Source organism: Neorhizobium alkalisoli, assembly GCF_007829835.1.
In the GTDB taxonomy this organism is placed as follows: Bacteria; Pseudomonadota; Alphaproteobacteria; order Rhizobiales; family Rhizobiaceae; genus Neorhizobium.
In genome coordinates this window covers 1-17,182 of the sequence record NZ_VIWP01000020.1, presented here as the reverse complement: position 1 = coordinate 17,182, position 17,182 = coordinate 1, and the positions used below count along the sequence as shown (strand labels likewise).

General features: G+C 62.0%; 16 protein-coding genes. 11 read left to right on the top strand and 5 right to left on the bottom strand.

Going from position 1 to position 17,182, the window contains the following annotated elements; all coding sequences use genetic code 11:
• The 3 genes from cbiE to cobM are packed head-to-tail and all read left to right on the top strand — an operon-like array spanning position 1 to position 2,464.
• Entirely contained in the window at positions 1–1,242 is a 1,242-nt protein-coding gene (gene cbiE / locus FHW37_RS32270; protein ID WP_145643662.1) for a precorrin-6y C5,15-methyltransferase (decarboxylating) subunit CbiE, read from the top strand.
• The gene (locus FHW37_RS32265; protein WP_186458514.1) at positions 1,239–1,658 is read left to right on the top strand and encodes a cobalamin biosynthesis protein; all 420 of its coding nucleotides are present in this window, start codon (positions 1,239–1,241) and stop codon (positions 1,656–1,658) included. The genes cbiE and FHW37_RS32265 overlap by 4 nt, the downstream gene beginning before the upstream one ends.
• Complete coding sequence (gene cobM, locus FHW37_RS32260) at positions 1,655–2,464, top strand: precorrin-4 C(11)-methyltransferase (RefSeq protein ID WP_145643660.1); 810 nt, start codon at positions 1,655–1,657, stop codon at positions 2,462–2,464. Before FHW37_RS32265 ends, cobM begins: the two co-directional genes overlap by 4 nt.
• Here the strand turns inward: cobM and FHW37_RS32255 are convergent.
• Positions 2,443–3,549 carry a cobalt-precorrin-5B (C(1))-methyltransferase gene (locus FHW37_RS32255; RefSeq protein ID WP_186458516.1) on the bottom strand — a complete coding sequence of 369 codons (1,107 nt, stop codon included), beginning with the start codon at positions 3,547–3,549 and terminating at the stop codon, positions 2,443–2,445. The two genes, cobM and FHW37_RS32255, sit on opposite strands and share 22 nt — an antisense overlap.
• Positions 3,550–3,607: 58 nt before the next feature.
• Here FHW37_RS32255 and cobA point away from each other — a divergent pair, with 58 nt between their 5' ends.
• The 8 genes from cobA to msrA all read left to right on the top strand — a co-directional run bounded on the left by cobA (position 3,608) and on the right by msrA (position 14,150).
• Positions 3,608–4,393, top strand: coding sequence for a uroporphyrinogen-III C-methyltransferase (cobA, locus tag FHW37_RS32250; protein ID WP_145643658.1), 786 nt, complete (start codon positions 3,608–3,610; stop codon positions 4,391–4,393).
• Positions 4,390–5,703: a cobyrinate a,c-diamide synthase gene (locus FHW37_RS32245; protein WP_145643657.1), complete on the top strand. Its 1,314-nt coding sequence runs from the start codon at positions 4,390–4,392 to the stop codon at positions 5,701–5,703. The genes cobA and FHW37_RS32245 overlap by 4 nt, the downstream gene beginning before the upstream one ends.
• 322 nt (positions 5,704–6,025) lie before the next feature.
• Entirely contained in the window at positions 6,026–7,615 is a 1,590-nt protein-coding gene (locus FHW37_RS32240) for an ABC transporter substrate-binding protein (protein ID WP_145643656.1), read from the top strand.
• A gap of 96 nt (positions 7,616–7,711) precedes the next feature.
• Complete coding sequence (locus FHW37_RS32235) at positions 7,712–8,719, top strand: ABC transporter permease (protein ID WP_145643655.1); 1,008 nt, start codon at positions 7,712–7,714, stop codon at positions 8,717–8,719.
• Positions 8,716–9,543 carry an ABC transporter permease gene (locus tag FHW37_RS32230; protein WP_145643654.1) on the top strand — a complete coding sequence of 276 codons (828 nt, stop codon included), beginning with the start codon at positions 8,716–8,718 and terminating at the stop codon, positions 9,541–9,543. Before FHW37_RS32235 ends, FHW37_RS32230 begins: the two co-directional genes overlap by 4 nt.
• Positions 9,536–11,179 (top strand): ABC transporter ATP-binding protein, encoded by a 1,644-nt coding sequence (locus tag FHW37_RS32225; RefSeq protein ID WP_145643653.1) that lies wholly within the window; start codon positions 9,536–9,538, stop codon positions 11,177–11,179. Before FHW37_RS32230 ends, FHW37_RS32225 begins: the two co-directional genes overlap by 8 nt.
• A gap of 163 nt (positions 11,180–11,342) precedes the next feature.
• On the top strand, positions 11,343–13,343 hold the full coding sequence (locus FHW37_RS32220; protein WP_145643652.1) for a CocE/NonD family hydrolase: 2,001 nt from the start codon (positions 11,343–11,345) through the stop codon (positions 13,341–13,343).
• A gap of 90 nt (positions 13,344–13,433) precedes the next feature.
• The gene (msrA, locus tag FHW37_RS32215; RefSeq protein WP_145643651.1) at positions 13,434–14,150 is read left to right on the top strand and encodes a peptide-methionine (S)-S-oxide reductase MsrA; all 717 of its coding nucleotides are present in this window, start codon (positions 13,434–13,436) and stop codon (positions 14,148–14,150) included.
• Between the two features lie 60 nt (positions 14,151–14,210).
• On the opposite strand, the gene FHW37_RS32210 is transcribed toward msrA, so the two are convergent.
• From FHW37_RS32210 to FHW37_RS32195, 4 genes are all read right to left on the bottom strand, one after another.
• Positions 14,211–14,618 carry an ACT domain-containing protein gene (locus tag FHW37_RS32210; RefSeq protein ID WP_145643650.1) on the bottom strand — a complete coding sequence of 136 codons (408 nt, stop codon included), beginning with the start codon at positions 14,616–14,618 and terminating at the stop codon, positions 14,211–14,213.
• Positions 14,615–15,541 (bottom strand): alpha/beta hydrolase, encoded by a 927-nt coding sequence (locus FHW37_RS32205; protein WP_145643649.1) that lies wholly within the window; start codon positions 15,539–15,541, stop codon positions 14,615–14,617. The genes FHW37_RS32210 and FHW37_RS32205 overlap by 4 nt, the downstream gene beginning before the upstream one ends.
• Before the next feature lie 148 nt (positions 15,542–15,689).
• Complete coding sequence (locus FHW37_RS32200; protein WP_145643648.1) at positions 15,690–16,979, bottom strand: L-fuconate dehydratase; 1,290 nt, start codon at positions 16,977–16,979, stop codon at positions 15,690–15,692.
• A 41-nt stretch (positions 16,980–17,020) separates the two neighbouring features.
• On the bottom strand, positions 17,021–17,182 hold a 162-nt coding region (locus tag FHW37_RS32195; protein ID WP_145643647.1), incomplete at its 5' end, for a fumarylacetoacetate hydrolase family protein.

The following is a 17,182-nucleotide window of genomic DNA, read 5'->3' as shown; positions in this document are numbered from 1 at the left end:
ATGCCTCCTGAATCAGAGCGGACAGGTTTAGAGCAAAACCGTTTTCTGTCCATCGTCGGCATCGGCGAGGATGGCGTGAACGGGCTTGGCGACAACGCGCGTGCGGCCATCTCGGCGGCTTCGGTCGTGTTCGGCGGCAAGCGGCATCTGGAACTGGCGTCATCGCTGATTGCCGGCGAGGCACGCGCCTGGCCGACACCTTTCGATGCGGCGATGCGTGATGTCCTGGCCTTGCGTGGGCAAAAAGTCTGCGTGCTCGCCTCGGGCGATCCGTTCTTCTTCGGTGTCGGTGCTACCCTGTCCCGCCATCTCGGCGCCGAAGAATTTGTCACATACCCCTCCCCTTCCGCCTTTTCACTGGCGGCGTCGCGGCTTGGCTGGCCGTTGCAGGAGATCGAGACCGTTTCGCTGCATGGCCGCCCGCTCGACCTGATCCGGCCGCTGCTGCATCCGGGGCGAAAAATCATTGCGCTGACCTCGGACGAAAAAGGCCCGGCGGAACTGGCGGCGCTTCTGACGGCGACCGGCTTCGGAAAATCCCGCCTGACGGTGCTCGAAGCGCTTGGCGGGGAAGCGGAAAGGATCCGCAGCGGGACGGCTGGCGGATTCGCATTGCCTGACATCAATGTGCTGAACGTCGTTGCGATCGAGGTTGAGGCAGATATCGGCGCCCGCATCCTGCCGCGCGGTTTTGGTCTCGATGACGCGCTATTCGAGCATGACGGCCAGATCACCAAGCGCGAGATCCGCGCGTTGACGCTCTCGTCTCTCGCGCCAAGGCGTGGCGAGCTTTTGTGGGATATCGGTGCCGGTTCCGGTTCGATCGGCATCGAATGGCTGCTGGCCGATCCCTCGATGAAGGCGATCGCCATTGAGGCGCATCCCGACCGGGCAGCACGCATCCGCCGCAATGCGGGCGCTTTCGGTGTACCGGGGCTGATTCTCGTCGAAGGCGAGGCGCCGGCAGCGCTGAAAAACCTGCCGCAGCCGGATGCAATCTTCATCGGCGGCGGCGGTAGCGAGGGCGGCGTGCTGGATGCCGCGATCGCGGCGCTGAAACCGGGTGGCCGGCTGGTCGCCAATGCGGTGACGCTGGAGATGGAAGCGGTGCTGATCGCCGCACAGGCGCGGCTCGGTGGCAGCCTTTTGCGCATCGACGTTTCTCGCGCCGCGCCGATCGGCACGATGACGGGGTGGAAACCGGCCATGCCGGTCACCCAATGGACATGGATAAAACAATGAACGGGATGATTATCGCGGGGCTGGGATGCCGCAAGGGAAGTTCGGTCGACGAACTTCTTTCGGCGCTGGATGCGGCCTGTATCGAGGCAAGGATTTCGCGCGGGGACGTCGCGGCTCTTGCCACCGGCGAGATCAAACGCGAAGAGCCCGGCATGCTGGAACTGGCCAAGAAGCTCGGCATGGTCCTGCATATCGTCGGCGACGACGCACTGATGCAGGCTGAGCCACGCACGAAGACGGTATCGCGCCACAACCTGGCAAAAACGCTGTCCTCCAGCCTTTCGGAAGCTGCGGCACTGGCCGTGGCTGGAGAAACGGCCGAAATCATCGTGCCGCGGCTGATCTCCCATGGTGCGACCTGCGCGCTGGCCCAAGGAAAAGCGAATGCGAAGGAACCGGCCGGGGAGCAGGCATGACCGTCCATTTCATCGGCGCCGGCCCCGGCGCAGCCGACCTCATCACCGTTCGTGGCCGCGACATCCTCGCCCGTTCGCCGGTCTGCCTTTATGCCGGCTCGATCATGCCGAAGGAATTGCTCGACTGGTGCCCGAAGGATGCCCGTATCGTCGATACCGGTTCGCTGTCGCTGGACGATATCGAGCGTGAATATGTCGAGGCGCATAGGGCCGGCAAGGATGTGGCCCGTCTGCATTCCGGCGATCTCTCCGTCTGGAGCGCCGTTGCCGAACAGATCCGGCGGCTGGAAAAACACGGCATCGATTACACGCTGACACCGGGCGTACCCTCTTTTGCCGCCGCAGCGGCAGCGCTGAAGCGGGAACTGACCATTCCCGAAGTGGCGCAGAGCCTCGTGCTCACTCGTGTCTCTGGCCGCGCCTCTAAAATGCCCGAGGGGGAGACGCTGGAGGCGTTCGGCGCGACCGGCGCAACGCTGGCGATCCATCTCGCCATCCACGCGCTGAAAAAGATCGTCGAAGAGCTGACACCGCTTTATGGTGCCGATTGCCCGGTCGCGATCGTCGTGCGCGCTTCCTGGCCGGAAGAGCGAATTATCAAGGGCACGCTTGCCGATATCGAGGCAAAGCTCGCCGAGGAACCGGCTGAACGCACCGCGCTGATCTTCGTCGGCAAGGGGCTCGGCGCATCTGACTTCGTCGAGAGCCAGCTATACAATGCCGACTATGTACGCCGTTTTCGTCCCGGCTGGGATCAGATGGTGGGCGAGCAAGGCCGTAACGATCAGGACAAGGATTCTGAATGATCGGACGGCGTGAACCCGGTCTTTCCGACAAGCATGCCCTGCCGGTCGAAGACCAAGATTTCCAGCGCGATCTGCGGATCGGAAAGCGCCTTGGCCGCCGTCTTCCAGGCGAGCGCGGCGATGCGGTCGCCGAGCGCCAGCCCGCTTTCACCCGCCAGCTGAAAAGCCTGCGAGACGGTGTTGGCAGCGGTGATGCGGGCGACGAGATCGGCATCCGCGCCCATATCGCCGGCGACTTTTGCGAGCGCCTCGAGATCGGCAAGCCCGCGCTTGGAATGCACATCGAGCATGCCCTGGGCGAGCTTGGTCATCTTGGCGACACCACCGGCAACCGTGACTTTCGGCACCGGATGCTGGCGCAGATATTTCAGCATGCCGCCGACGAAATCGCCCATGTCGATCAGGGCGCTTTCCGGCAGGCCGTGATGCGCCTGCGCCGCCTTTTCGGACGTGTTGCCGGTGGCACCGGAGACATGGGTGAGGCCTTCGGCCCGCGCCACATCGATGCCACGCCAGATGGAATGGATCCAGGCCGAGCAGGAAAACGGAATGACGATGCCCGTCGTGCCGAGGATCGAAATGCCGCCCAGAATGCCGAGCCGGCCGTTCAGGGTTTTCTCGGCGATCTTTTCGCCATCCGCGACGGAAATCTCCACTTCGAAATCGGCATTTTCACCGGCGACTTCGGCAATCGCCTCGGCAATCATTTTTCGCGGCACCGGATTGATCGAAGGTTCGCCGGGCGGCAGGGGAAGGCCGGGCTTGGTGACCGTGCCGACGCCGCTGCCGGCCCTGAAGATGATGCCGCTGCCGGGCAGGCCATGCCGTACGGTGCTCATGATCAGTGCGCCATGGGTAACGTCGGGATCGTCGCCGGCATCCTTGACGATGCCGGCCTTGGCAAAACCGTCGCCGGCCTCTTCCAGCGCGAGCGCAAAACCGGGCCGCTGGCCACCGGGCAGCGTCACCTCGACAAGGGCCGGAAATTCGCCGGATATCAACGCAAGACAGGCCGCCTTGCTGGCCGCCGCAGCACAGGTGCCCGTGGTCCATCCACGGCGCAGGTCCTTGCTTTCTGTTTCAATGGCGGCTTCCATGGCCGTTCTATAGCCCGGCTGCCATCGGCCGGCAAAAGGTTTGCACATGCCCCTGAATGAAAGCATCGAAACCATCGTCGAAGCGCCCGAATTTGCGCCCGGCCACGTCTGGCTCGCCGGCTCCGGCCCCGGCCATCCGCGTTACCTGACGCTGGAAGTTGCCGATGCGCTGTCGAAGGCCGATGTGATCGTGCATGACGCCCTCGTGTCCGATGCCGTCCTGTCCCTGGCGAAAACCGGCGAGCTGATCTTCGTCGGCAAACGCGGCGGAAAACCCTCGATCTCTCAGGGCGAAATCACCACGAAACTGATCGAACTCGCGAAGGCCGGCAAACGCGTTCTGCGCCTGAAGGGCGGCGATCCCTTCATCTTCGGCCGTGGCGGCGAGGAGGCCGAAGCGCTTGTGAAGGAAGGCATTCCTTTCCGTGTCCTGCCCGGCATGACGTCCGCGCTCGCGGCTCTCGCCTCTGCCAATATCCCCGCCACGATGCGCGGCATCAGCCGCTCGATCACGCTCGCCACCGGCCATGCCGCCGGCACGCCCGACGATCTGGACTGGAAGGCGCTGGCGAAAACCGGCGAGCCGATTGTCGTTTACATGGGCTTGAAGACGATCGGCGCGATCACCGGCCTTTTGATGGAAGGCGGCCTTTCCCCCGAAACGCCGGTTGCCGTGCTGATGGCCGCGACCACACCCGAGGAACGTTCGCTGACCGCGACGCTGGCAACGGTCGAGGCCGAAGTCGAGCAGCAGGGTTTTGTTGCCCCGGCCCTGATCGTGATCGGAAAAATAGTCTCCATGCAGCCGATCCTATCGGGCGCCAGCCGATGACGGCCCGCGCGCTTATCATCGGCGCGCCGCGCTCCGGCTCCGGCAAGACCAGCGTCACGATCGGCCTCTTGCGGGCCTTCCAGAAGCGCGGCGTCAAGGTCCGCGGCATCAAGACCGGACCCGATTATATCGACCCCGGCTTTCACGAGGCGGCAACAAAACTTCCCGGCCTCAATCTCGACAGCTGGGCCATGGCGCCCGATCTGTTGCGGCATCTTGCGCTGGAACAGGCTGAAGATGCGGAACTGATCCTGATCGAAAGTGCCATGGGCCTTTTCGACGGTATTCCGGGTGAAAAGAACCGTTCCGGCGCGGCATCCGATCTGGCCCGGCTTTTCGGCCTGCCGGTCCTGCTCGTGCTCGATGTGTCCGGCCAGAGCCAGACGGCCGCGGCCGTCGCCTGCGGTTTCATGCACTATGATCCAGCCGTCAAAATCGCCGCCTGCATCATGAACCGCGCCGGCAGCGAGCGGCACAAGAAGCTCTCCGGCGAGGCGATCACGGCGATCGGCCTGCCCGTCGTCGGCACCGTGCTGCGCGATCCGACGCTCACCCTGCCGGAACGCCATCTCGGCCTCGTGCAGGCGAGCGAACATCCGGAAATGGATGCTCATATCGACCGGCTGGCAGGCGCCATGGAGCGCTCGCTTGATCTCGATGCGATCTTTGCCGCCGCACGCCCCTTCGACATGCCTGCCGGTTCAACAGAAAAGGCGCTATTGCCGCCGGGGCAGCGGATTGCGCTGGCCGAAGATGCGGCCTTCACCTTTCTTTACCCGCATATCAAGCGGGAATGGCGGGCAATGGGCGCGGAAATCATTCCGTTTTCGCCGCTTGCCGACGAAGCGCCGCCGGCCGATTGCGATATCTGCTGGCTGCCGGGCGGTTATCCTGAACTGCATGCCGGCCGACTCGCTTCTGCGAAGAATTTCATGACCGGCATCGCTCAATTTGCCGAGACGAAACCTGTCCATGGCGAGTGCGGCGGCTACATGGTTCTGGGCGAAACGCTCGAGGATGCAGATGGCGTGACCCATGCGATGACTGGGCTTCTGTCGCACGCCACCAGCTTTGCCAAGCGCAAGATGAATCTCGGTTATCGCCGGGTGACCTTGGTCGGCGACGGCCCGCTTGGTGCGGATGGCGAGGGCGTGCGCGGCCATGAATTCCACTATGCCAGTGTCGTTTCGAAGGGCACGGATGCGCCTTTCGCAACCATCGCCGATGGCGTCGGCAACGATCTCGGCGCGTCCGGCGGCCGGCGCGGTCCGGTCAGCGGCTCGTTCTTTCATGCGATAGCGCGCAACTAAACCTACCTGCGATGGCTGTGACCCAGCAGCAGCTACAGCTTTGAGAAGAAGCTGGACGGCGCCGTCGCATCGGTGTCAATTAATGTCGCTAAGGATGCAGCGCGGTTTTCAGATCCGCCCCTTAATCGCTGACACTTGTTTTCATTGGCGGGCCGCTCACTCAGAAGCGCTAAAATGGCCCCCTCTCGCGAAAGGATGAAGCCGGCAGCCACCGGGCCACTTCCCGAATTTGATCCGGGAGCCGTATGACCAGCGGAGAGGAAAACCGCCCATACCGCCCCGTCACGACATCGAAGCAACAAACGATAAAGGGAACAGGGGAATGAACGATTTTACGAAATATCTGGCAGGTCGCGTGACCGCAGGCGGTATGAACCGCCGCGAATTCATGGGCCGCGCCGTAGCTGCGGGCGTAACACTTACCGCCGCAAGCCAGCTTTATGCCACCAGTGCTGAAGCACAGACGCCGAAAAAGGGCGGCGCCCTGAAGCTCGGCCTCGAAGGCGGTGCCGCCACCGACAGCATCGATCCGGCCAAGGCGACCTCGCAGGTCATGTTCGTCGCCGTACGCACCTGGGGCGACACGTTGGTCGAAACCCATCCGACCACCCGCGCGCCGATCCCGTCGCTCGCCGAATCCTGGGCTCCGTCGCCGGACGCCAAGGTCTGGACCTTCAAGATCCGCAAGGGCGTCACCTTCCATAACGGCAAGGAACTGACGACCGACGACGTCGTTGCAACGCTGAAGCGCCATAGCGACGGCAAGACGGAATCCGGTGCCGCCGGCGTCATGAAGTCGATCAAGTCGATCGAAAACAAGAGCGGCGACCTGGTCGTCACGCTCGAATCCGGCAATGCCGATTTGCCCGCGATCTTCACCGACTACCATCTCGTCATTCAGCCGAACGGCGGCGTAGACAATCCGACGGCCGGCATCGGCACCGGCCCCTACAAGGTCAAGAGCTTCGAGCCGGGCGTGCGCATGACCTTCGAAAAGAACACCAGCGACTGGCGTTCCGATCGTGGTTTCGCCGATACCGTCGAACTCATCACCATGAACGACGCGACGGCCCGTATCGCAGCGCTGTCTTCCGGCCAGGTCCATTATATCAACCGCGTCGATCCGAAGACCGTGCCGCTGCTCACCCGTTCGCCGAACGTGCAGTTGCTGACCACTGCCGGCGGCGGCCATTACGTCTTCATCATGCACTGTGACAAGGCGCCGTTCGACAATAACGACCTGCGCATGGCGCTGAAATACGCGATCGACCGCGAGGAAATGGTCAAGCGCATCCTTGGCGGCTACGGCAAGGTGGGCAACGATTTCCCGATCAACGACACCTATGCTTTCTTCCCCGAGGGCATCGAGCAGCGCAAATACGATCCGGACAAGGCAAAATTCCACTACAAGAAGTCCGGGCATAGCGGTTCCGTCCTTCTGCGTACCTCGGAAGTCGCCTTCCCGGGTGCGGTCGATGCTTCCGTGCTTTTCCAGGAGAGCGCCAAGAAGGTCGGCATCAACATCGAGATCAAGCGCGAGCCGGGCGACGGCTACTGGTCGAACGTCTGGAACGTGCAGCCTTTCTCGGCCTCCTATTGGGGCAGCCGCGCGACCCAGGACCAGTTCTATTCCGGCGCTTACCTTTCTACCGCCGACTGGAACGATACCCGCTTCAAGAACGAGAAATTCGACAAGCTTCTGATCGAGGCTCGCTCGGAACTCGACCAGTCGAAGCGCAAGGACATGTATCGCGAAATGGCGATGCTGGTGCGCGACGAAGGCGGCACGATCCTGCCGATGTTCAACGATTACGTGAACGCCGCCACCAAGAAGGTGAAGGGCTACGTCAACGACATCGGTAACGACATGTCGAACGGTTACGTCGCAACCCGCATCTGGCTTGATGCCTGATAACCGCGCGGGCCTTCTGCCCAATCGATGAGCCCCGGACCGCAGGCTTGATGCCTGCGGTCCCTATCTTCGTTGCAAGAACGGGATCGCGTGCCCATGTCCAACACGTCCGAAGCCGGTCGCCAGCCCGGCCTGCGGTTCAGGGAGCGGTTTCCGCTGCTGTCTTTGATCACCGAACGCCTCGTGCTGTCGGTCATTCTGCTCTTCGCCGTTTCTGTGCTGATCTTCGGTGGTGTCGAGGCACTTCCGGGTGACTTCGCCACGACCTATCTCGGCCAGTCGGCAACGCCGCAGGCCGTCGCCAATATCCGCGCAGAACTCGGCCTCGATAAGCCGGTCGTCACCCGCTATTTCGAATGGCTTGGCGGCGCGCTACAGGGTGATTTCGGAAAGTCCTGGGCAAGCCGCAACTCGGTCTCCGAACAGGTCGGCAAGCGGCTCGGCAATTCGCTTTTCCTCGCCGGTTTTGCCGCGATCATCGCCGTTCCGCTGGCGATCTGTCTCGGCATGTTGTCCGTGCATTTCCGAAACCGGATGCCGGACAAGATCATCAACGTCGTCTCGCTGGCGGCGATCTCGCTGCCGGAATTTTTTATCGGTTACCTGCTGATCCTCTATTTCGCGGTGAATTTCGGCATCGCCACCTTCCCGGCCACCGTCTACGAGGACATGGGTTTTCTGGAACGCATCCAGACCATCGCGCTACCGACCGCAACGCTGGTTCTCGTGGTCCTTGCCCATATGATGCGCATGACGCGGGCGGCGATCCTCTCCGTCATGTCCTCGGCCTATATGGAAACGGCCGAGCTTAAAGGCCTTTCCGCCGGCCGCGCGATCATCAAGCATGCCGCCCCGAACGCGCTGGCGCCGATCATCAACGTCGTTGCCCTAAACCTCGCCTATCTCGTCGTCGGCGTCGTCGTCGTGGAAGTGGTCTTCGTTTACCCCGGCATGGGCCAGTACATGGTCGATGCCGTGACGGTGCGCGACATGCCGGTCGTCCAGGCCTGCGGATTGATCTTCGCGGCGGTCTACATCCTCCTCAACATGGTCGCCGACATCCTTGCGATCGTCGCCAACCCGAGACTGAGGCATCCGCGATGAGATTGAGAGACATCCCCATCACCGCCTGGATCGGCATTTTCGGCATCGCACTTGCCCTGTTCTGCGCCCTTTTCGCCCCGTTCATCGCGCCTTATGGCGAGACGGAGGTGGTTGGAGCCGTCTGGCAGGAAGCCGATGCGCAATTCTTCTTCGGCCTGGACAATCTCGGTCGCGACATTCTCTCGCGCCTGATTTACGGCACCCGCACGACGCTGACGGTTGCCCTTTGCGCCACCGTCATATCTTTCTCGCTCGGCATCATTTTGAGCTTCATCGCTGCCGTTTCCGGTGGTCTGATCGACGCGATCTTCTCGCGCTTCAACGACCTGATGATGTCGATCCCGACGCTGATCTTCGCGCTCGTTGTGCTCGCCGTCCTGCCGCAGCACCTGATCGTGCTGATCCTCGTCATGGCGATCCTCGATTCCACCCGCGTCTATCGCCTCGGCCGCGCCGTGGCGCTGGACGTAGCTGTGATGGAGTTCGTCGAGGCGGCAAAACTGCGCGGCGAAGGCACCGCCTGGATCATTTTTCGCGAAATCCTGCCCAACACCCTGTCGCCGCTCTTGGCCGAATTCGGCCTGCGCTTCGCCTTCGCCATCTTGTTTCTCTCGACGCTTTCCTTCCTCGGCCTCGGCATCCAGCCGCCCGCGGCCGATTGGGGCGGCATGGTCAAGGACAACAAGGACGGCATCATCTTTGGCGTGGCGGCGGCGCTCGTGCCGGGCAGCGCGATCGCCGCCCTCGCGATCTGCGTCAACCTGGTGGTCGACTGGCTGCTGAAGCGAACCTCGAGCCTCAAGGGAGGGCGCGGCGATGCCTGACACCTCATCCAGCCTTCTCTCGATCCGCAACCTGAAGATCGAGGCAACGAGTTATCCGCCCGGCGAACCACCGAAACGCATCACCATTGTCGATGGCGTCTCGCTTGATCTGCAGAAGGGCAAGGTTCTCGGCCTGATCGGCGAATCGGGCGCCGGCAAATCGACGATTGGCCTCTCCGCCCTCGCCTATGGCCGCGGCGGCGCCGAGATCACCGGCGGCGAAGTCAATCTCAACGGCACCAACATTCTGGCGCTCGGCAAGGACGGCATCCGCAAGCTGCGCGGCGCAAAAGTCTGCTACGTCGCGCAATCGGCAGCCGCCGCCTTCAACCCGGCACACAAGCTGGGCGATCAGGTGATCGAGGCTTCGGTCAAGCATGGTCTGATGAGCAAGGATGAGGCCCGCAAGCGCGCCCTTTACCTGTTCAAGGTGTTGGGCCTGCCCAATCCCGAAACCTTCGGCGACCGCTACCCGCACCAGGTCTCCGGCGGCCAGCTGCAGCGCGCCATGACGGCGATGGCGCTCTGCTCCAACCCGGAACTGATCGTCTTCGACGAGCCGACGACCGCCCTCGACGTCACCACCCAGATCGACGTTCTGGCGGCGATCAAGCACGCGATCGAGGAAACCCATACGGCGGCGCTCTACATTACCCACGACCTCGCCGTCGTGGCACAGATCTCCGACGACATCATGGTGCTGCGCCACGGAAAAATGGTCGAATACGGCTCGGTGAAACATATCATCGAGACCCCCAGCGAAGATTATACCCGCGCCCTCGTCAACGTTCGCCAGGAGATGCGGCACGAAGCGCCCGATCAGAGCAAGGCCCTGCTGAAGGTCGACAATGTCAGCGCCCAGTATTCGAACGGCTTCAAGGTCCTGCACAATGTCTCGCTGCATCTTTGCAAGGGCCAGACGCTGGCAATCGTCGGTGAATCCGGCTCAGGGAAGTCGACGCTGGCCCGCGTGATCACCGGCCTTCTGCCGCCGAGCGAGGGCCAGATCACCTTCGAGGGCAAGCCGCTGACTCCGACCCTCAAGAAGCGGTCACGCGACGAGCTGCGGCGCATCCAGCTGATCTATCAAATGGCCGATACCGCGATGAACCCGCGCCAGACGGTGCGCGACATCATCGGCCGGCCGCTGACTTTCTATTACGGCCTGCGCGGTGCGGCAAAGACCGCCCGCGTAAAAGAGCTGCTCGACCAGATCGAGATGAGCAACGGTTTTATCGATCGTTATCCGGCAGAACTGTCCGGCGGCCAGAAACAGCGTGTCGCAATCGCAAGGGCGCTTGCCGCCAAGCCGGAACTCATCCTCTGCGACGAACCGACCTCGGCGCTCGATCCGCTGGTTGCCGAGGGCATTCTGAAACTGCTGATGAAGCTGCAGGAAGAGCAGCAGCTTTCCTACGTCTTCATCACCCATGACATCGCCATCGTCCGGGCCATCGCCGATTCGGTCGCCGTCATGCATCGCGGAAAACTCGTGCGCTTCGGCGCCAAATCCCAGGCGCTGTCGCCGCCCTTCGACGACTATACCGACCTTCTCCTCAAATCCGTGCCCGAGATGGAAATCGGCTGGCTGGAAAAGGTTTTGACGACGCGACGCATGGAAAGCGCCGGAAATTGAGGCATGCCCCTCATTCGCCTGCCGACACCGTCTACCCGTACCGACGTGGAGAAGGACAAGTGCCGTGAGCTTCCAGATCCCCTCTCCCCGCCTGCGGGGAGAGGGCTAGGGTGAGGGGCAAGTGCCTCCCTGCCAAAACGCCATACTTCAGGAATTAAAAGACATGACCGATCGCGCCTTCACCGTCATCGAAAACCAGTGGATCAGGCTGAAGGACGGGACGCGGCTTGCCGCCCGGATCTGGATGCCGGAGGGGGCCGAGGCCGACCCGGTTCCCGCCGTGTTCGAATTCCTGCCCTATCGCAAGCGGGACGGAACGAGCCCGCGCGACGAATCCACCTATCCGGTCTTTGCCGCGGCCGGTATTGCCGGCGTGCGCGTCGATATCCGCGGCTCTGGTGAGTCGGATGGCGTCATCGACGGCGAATATACCGAACTTGAGCTCGCCAATGCCTGCGAACTGATCGGCTGGATCGCCGAACAGCCCTGGTCGAACGGTTCGGTCGGCATGATGGGCATTTCCTGGGGCGGCTTCAACTGCCTGCAGGTGGCAGCGCTTGCACCGCCGGCCCTGAAGGCGGTCATTTCGATCGCCTCCACCACCGACCGTTATAACGACGACATCCATTACAAGAACGGCTGCCACCTCTCGGCGCAGCTCTCCTGGGCGGCGACGATGCTCGCCTACCAGTCGCGCTCGCCCGACCCGGAGCTGGTGGGTGACCGCTGGATCGACATGTGGATGGAGCGGCTGGAAAACGAACCCTTCTTCATGGAGGAATGGCTGTCGCACCAGCGCCGCGACGACTTTTGGAAACACGGCTCGATCTGCGAGGATTATGCGGCATTCAAGATCCCCGCACTCGTCATTGCCGGCTGGGCAGACGGTTATCGCAACACGCCCTTCCTCGCCGCCGAGGGACTGGGCGAAAAGGCCAAGGCGCTGATCGGCCCCTGGGTACACAAATATCCGCATTTCGCCTGGCCGAAACCACGCGCGGATTTCCATGGCGAGGCAATCGCCTTCTGGAACCGCTGGCTGTGCGGCGAGGAAAACGGCATTGAAAACCTGCCACAGGCCCGCGCCTATATTCTCGATGGTCCGAAGCCGGCTTTGCGCCGCGACAGCGATCCGGGTTTCTGGGTATCCAAGGACCGATGGTCGGAGCCGGAAGCCGAAAGCTTTTATGTCGACCAGTTCGGTACGCTGCTCGACGGCATGCCGATCCCGCATGCGCCGCCGCATGAAATCTATCTGAAATCACCGCTCGATACCGGCACCGCCGCCGGCGAGTGGTTCACGCTGAAGCCGGATGCGGAACTGGCCGGCGACCAGCGGCTGGACGATGCCGGCTCGCTCACCTTCCAGACCCCGCCGCTTTCCGAACCAAAAACCTATCTCGGCCGCCCTTCGATCACGCTCACTCTGAAAGCCGACGCGGAACTCGCCAATCTCTGCGCCCGTATCGTTGATATCCATCCGGATGGTACGGCGACCCGCGTCTCCTTCGGTGTCATCAACCTTGCCCATCGCGACGGCAATGCCGATCCGAAGGCGCTGATACCGGGCGAGCCGGTGACCATCCGCCTCGATCTCGACGCCTGCGGTTACCGTTTTGGCGAGGGCCATCGAATCCGGCTATCCTTGTCGACTGCCTATTGGCCGATGATCCTGCCGCCGCCTTCCGATCCGGGCGTGACCATCGACATCGCCTCGCTCGGCCTGGCCATGCCGATGCTCGGATCTCACGAAAAGTTCGAGATGAAGCAGCCGGACAATCCCAATCCGCTGCCGACCTATATCGAACACGCGCCGTCCGAAACGCGCCGCACCGTCACCCGCGATCTCGCAGCCGGCCGCACGCAATACAGCGTCGTCGAGGATACAGGTCTCTTCGAACACCCAGACACGGGTCTTTCCACCCGGCAGCGCCGCGAAGAAACATGGTCGATCGATCCCAATGATCCGCTCTCCATGACCGGTACCTGCAGCTGGATCTGCGACATGCAGCGCGGCGACTGGTTCGTGCGGACCATCTCGACTGCCAACCTCGCCTGCACGGCAACGGACTGGCTGATCGACGCCAAGGTCATTGCTGAGAATGGGACGAAACAGATGTTTGAAAAGACCTTTGAAAAGGCCATTCCCCGCGATCTGATGTAATGCAGATCGCCGATCGGGCCGGCACAGGCTTGTGAGTTGACGCTGCCGGCCCGGATCTGAGACAGTTTCGGCGAACAGGAGGAGTTCGCCATGACCCGTTTTATCCATAACCATGCCCGCCTGGCACTCGCCGCCCTGGCGTTTTCCGGCCTTGCTCTAACACTCTCGGCCAGAGCGTCGCTTGCTGCCGAACCGGCCGTTACCATTCCGGCACCGGTGATGGACGAGACTGCCAAGGCGGAAACCGAAACGGCTGTTTTTGCCGGAGGCTGCTTTTGGGGCGTCCAAGGCGTCTTTCAGCATGTGAAGGGTGTGAAAAACGCCGTCTCGGGTTATTCGGGCGGGCAGAAAGAAACCGCCAATTACGAGACGGTGAGCCTCGGCAAGACCGGCCATGCCGAATCCGTCGAGGTGACCTTCGATCCGAAGGAAGTGAGTTATGGCAAGCTGCTGCAGATCTTCTTCTCGGTCGCCCATAATCCCACCCAGCTGGATTACCAGGGACCGGATCAGGGCACCCAATACCGTTCGGCGATCTTCACCGTGAACGACGAGCAGAAGAAAGTGGCCGAGGCCTATATCGCCCAGCTAGACAAGACAAAACTGTTCGGCGAACCGATCGTCACAAAAATCTCGGCAGGAGAAGGGTTTTATCCGGCCGAAAAATACCATCAGGATTTTCTGACGCTGAACCCGGATTATCCCTATATCGTCTATAACGACATGCCGAAGATCGACAATCTGAAGCAGATCTTTCCGCAGCAGTTCCAGGCCAATCCGGTGCTGGTCGGCAAGGCGAAGAGCTAAAGCAATTCCAGCAAAAGTGTGAGGCGGTTTTGCGTCTGGAATTGCACCAAAACAAACATTCTAACGCGAAGCCGCCGAAAGCGCCCTGATCGCATCGACCGCTCGCCCTGCATCTGCGGCGGGTATGAAGATATGGTCGTGATAATAGGCGGCGACGACATTGGCGCTGATGCCTTCCTGCGTCAGCGCCGCAGCGATGGCGGCCGTCATGCCGACGGCTTCCAGCGACGAATGCACCCTCATCGTGATGCAACGAAGCGGCGCGCTGGCCGCAAGCCCGGCGTCTTCTGCCGCCTGCCGCGGCAGGATCAGGGTCAGTCCCTCGGTTTCGAAAAAGAGACCGATCGGCTGCAATTTCAGATAGTTCTGCATCTCCTGCGGCGGCACCGTCGCATAAACGAACTCGCCCTCGACAAGCGCCGGATCGAGGCTTGCGATCAAGGTGGCAAGATCGGTCACTCCGCTCATCGGGATGTTCCCGCAAACCGCGCGACAGCCTCGCAAAGTGCGGCGAACCCAGCTCGCGCACCATCGCTCATATGGCGCGCCCGCAGCCAGGCATGCACCATCTGCGGCTCGTCGCGAAAAACCGCCTCGACGCCGGCATCGGCAAACTTTTCGGCATAAAGCCGACCATCGTCCCTGAGCGGATCGAAATGTGCGACGGTGATATAGGCAGGCGGCAGGCCGACAAAATCAGAGCAGAGCAGTGGATGGGCAACCGGCTCATCCGCCGGCGCCTTCAGAATATCCCGATAATAGGCGACGTCGGCCGTGGTCAGCCCCGGCGCATGCGCCATTTCCCGATAGGACCCCGATACCAGATCGCCACCGAGACCGGGATAGATCAGCACCTGTCCGACAATCCCCGTCAAACCCTCCTCACGGGCACGGATGGCAAGCCCGGCCGCCAGATTGCCACCAGCGCTGTCGCCAATGACAACGACTTGCCGGCCGTCTCCCAGAAGCTGTTTCAGCACGCCGAAACAATCATCCGTCTGCGCCGGCCAGACATGTTCGGGCGCCAGCCGGTAATCGACCGAAAAAAGCTCGGCACCGGCAAAGTCGGCAATCTCGGCACAGATCGCATGATGGCTTTCAAGCGAGCCTACGACAAACCCGCCGCCATGAAGATAAAGCAGCGTGACCTCCGTGCCGAGCTTCGCCGGCCGGTAACGACGGATCGGCACGAACAGCATCTCATCGACATATGTCAGCCCCTGCGGCAAGGGCCGATCGAAACGGGCGCAGAGCGCATCATACCAGGCCCGCTGCTGCGCGATCGAGGCATCGACCGCATCGGCAGGATAAAACCCGTCGCAGATCTTCAGGAATTCGAGAATGCCGGGCTCATCCGGAAAGGGACCGGGGGAAGCGGGCGAGTTATCCATTGCAGCGCTTTAGCTCCGTCATCGCCAAGGATAGGTTGAGCGTATGGCGCGCTTCCTCCGAGGGCAAGGTCCGAATGCGACAGCGCAGGGCCCAAGACAGCACACGCGCCCATGAGACCCGGGCCTGCACGAAGCAGGCCCATTTCGATCATGCCGCCTTCTGCTTGCGGAACAGATAGGCCTCGATCGACTGCGGCTTCATCTCGATCGAAAAACCCGGCCGTGACGGCGGCATGTAGGCGGCGTCCTTGATCACACAGGGATCGATGAAATGTTCGTGCAGATGGTCGACATATTCGATTACGCGCCCCTCCTTCGTACCGGAGATGGCGATATAGTCGATCATCGACAGGTGCTGCACATATTCGCAAAGGCCGACACCGCCGGCATGCGGCCATACTGCCTTGCCGAATTTCGCAGCGATCAGCAGCACGGCGAGAACCTCGTTCAGCCCGCCCATGCGGCAGGCATCGATCTGCACGATATCGATCGCGCCTTCAGCGATGAACTGCTTGAACATGATGCGGTTCTGGCACATTTCGCCGGTCGCCACCTTTACCGGCGCGACCGCCTCGCGGATCTTCTTGTGGCCGGCCACGTCGTCAGGGCTTGTCGGCTCCTCGATGAAATAGGGATTTGCAAACGAGAGGGCCTTCACCCAGTCGATCGCCTGATCGACATCCCAGACCTGATTGGCGTCGATCATCATGTAGCGATCCGGCCCGATCACCTCGCGGCAAATGGTCAGGCGGCGGATATCGTCCTCGAGATCGCGGCCGACCTTCATCTTCACATGGCTGAAACCGGCATCGACGGCCTCCTGTGCCAGACGGCGCAGCTTGTCGTCTGGGTAGCCCAGCCAGCCGGCGGAGGTCGTGTAGCAGGCATAACCCTCCTTTTCGAGAATCGCGACGCGCTCCGCCTTGCCGGCCGCCGCCTTGCGCAGGATCTCGATCGCCTCGTCGCGGGTGAGAGCATCGGTCAGGTAACGGTAATCGACGATGTCGGCGATTTCCTCCGGAGACATCGAAGAAACGAATTTCCAGACCGGCATGCCGGCTTCCTTGGCCAGCGCATCCCAGAACGCGTTGACGACGGCGCCGGTGGCAAGATGCATGGCGCCCTTGTCCGGCCCGATCCAGCGCAACTGGCTGTCGCCGGTCAGGTGCCGCCAGAATTTTCCAGGGGCGGCCCGCATTTCCGCCAGATCCCTGCCGACGACGAGGTGGCGCATCGCCTCGATCGCCATGCAGACGATTTCGTTGCCGCGGCCGATCGTAAACGTTAGGCCGTGGCCGGCAATGTCCTCGCGATCGGTTTCGAGAATGACATAGGCCGCCGAATAATCCGGATCCGGGTTCATCGCGTCGGACCCGTCCAGGCTCTGGGAGGTCGGGAAACGCATGTCGAAAACGCGAAGATTGGTGATACGGGTCATGAAGCGGCCTCGTCTGTCAAAATAGGAAAATTGCTGCTGGCTCAGTGATCGGCGAGAAAAGTCTGCTTCTGCGACCCCAGCCCCTCGATGCCGAGTTCGACGACATCGCCGGGCTTGAGATAACGCGGCGGTTTGAGGCCCATGCCGACGCCGGGCGGTGTGCCGGTGGAGATCACATCACCCGGATGCAGCGACATGAACTG

Bases quoted from the DNA above. Each gene is read 5' to 3' on its own strand.
- cbiE (WP_145643662.1), top strand. From the start codon at position 1: ATGCCTCCTGAATCAGAGCGGACAGGTTTAGAGCAAAACCGTTTTCTG.
- FHW37_RS32265 (WP_186458514.1), top strand. From the start codon at position 1,239: ATGAACGGGATGATTATCGCGGGGCTGGGATGCCGCAAGGGAAGTTCG.
- cobM (WP_145643660.1), top strand. From the start codon at position 1,655: ATGACCGTCCATTTCATCGGCGCCGGCCCCGGCGCAGCCGACCTCATC.
- cobA (WP_145643658.1), top strand. From the start codon at position 3,608: ATGCCCCTGAATGAAAGCATCGAAACCATCGTCGAAGCGCCCGAATTT.
- FHW37_RS32245 (WP_145643657.1), top strand. From the start codon at position 4,390: ATGACGGCCCGCGCGCTTATCATCGGCGCGCCGCGCTCCGGCTCCGGC.
- FHW37_RS32240 (WP_145643656.1), top strand. From the start codon at position 6,026: ATGAACGATTTTACGAAATATCTGGCAGGTCGCGTGACCGCAGGCGGT.
- FHW37_RS32235 (WP_145643655.1), top strand. From the start codon at position 7,712: ATGTCCAACACGTCCGAAGCCGGTCGCCAGCCCGGCCTGCGGTTCAGG.
- FHW37_RS32230 (WP_145643654.1), top strand. From the start codon at position 8,716: ATGAGATTGAGAGACATCCCCATCACCGCCTGGATCGGCATTTTCGGC.
- FHW37_RS32225 (WP_145643653.1), top strand. From the start codon at position 9,536: ATGCCTGACACCTCATCCAGCCTTCTCTCGATCCGCAACCTGAAGATC.
- FHW37_RS32220 (WP_145643652.1), top strand. From the start codon at position 11,343: ATGACCGATCGCGCCTTCACCGTCATCGAAAACCAGTGGATCAGGCTG.
- msrA (WP_145643651.1), top strand. From the start codon at position 13,434: ATGACCCGTTTTATCCATAACCATGCCCGCCTGGCACTCGCCGCCCTG.
- FHW37_RS32210 (WP_145643650.1), bottom strand. From the start codon at position 14,618: ATGAGCGGAGTGACCGATCTTGCCACCTTGATCGCAAGCCTCGATCCG.
- FHW37_RS32205 (WP_145643649.1), bottom strand. From the start codon at position 15,541: ATGGATAACTCGCCCGCTTCCCCCGGTCCCTTTCCGGATGAGCCCGGC.
- FHW37_RS32200 (WP_145643648.1), bottom strand. From the start codon at position 16,979: ATGACCCGTATCACCAATCTTCGCGTTTTCGACATGCGTTTCCCGACC.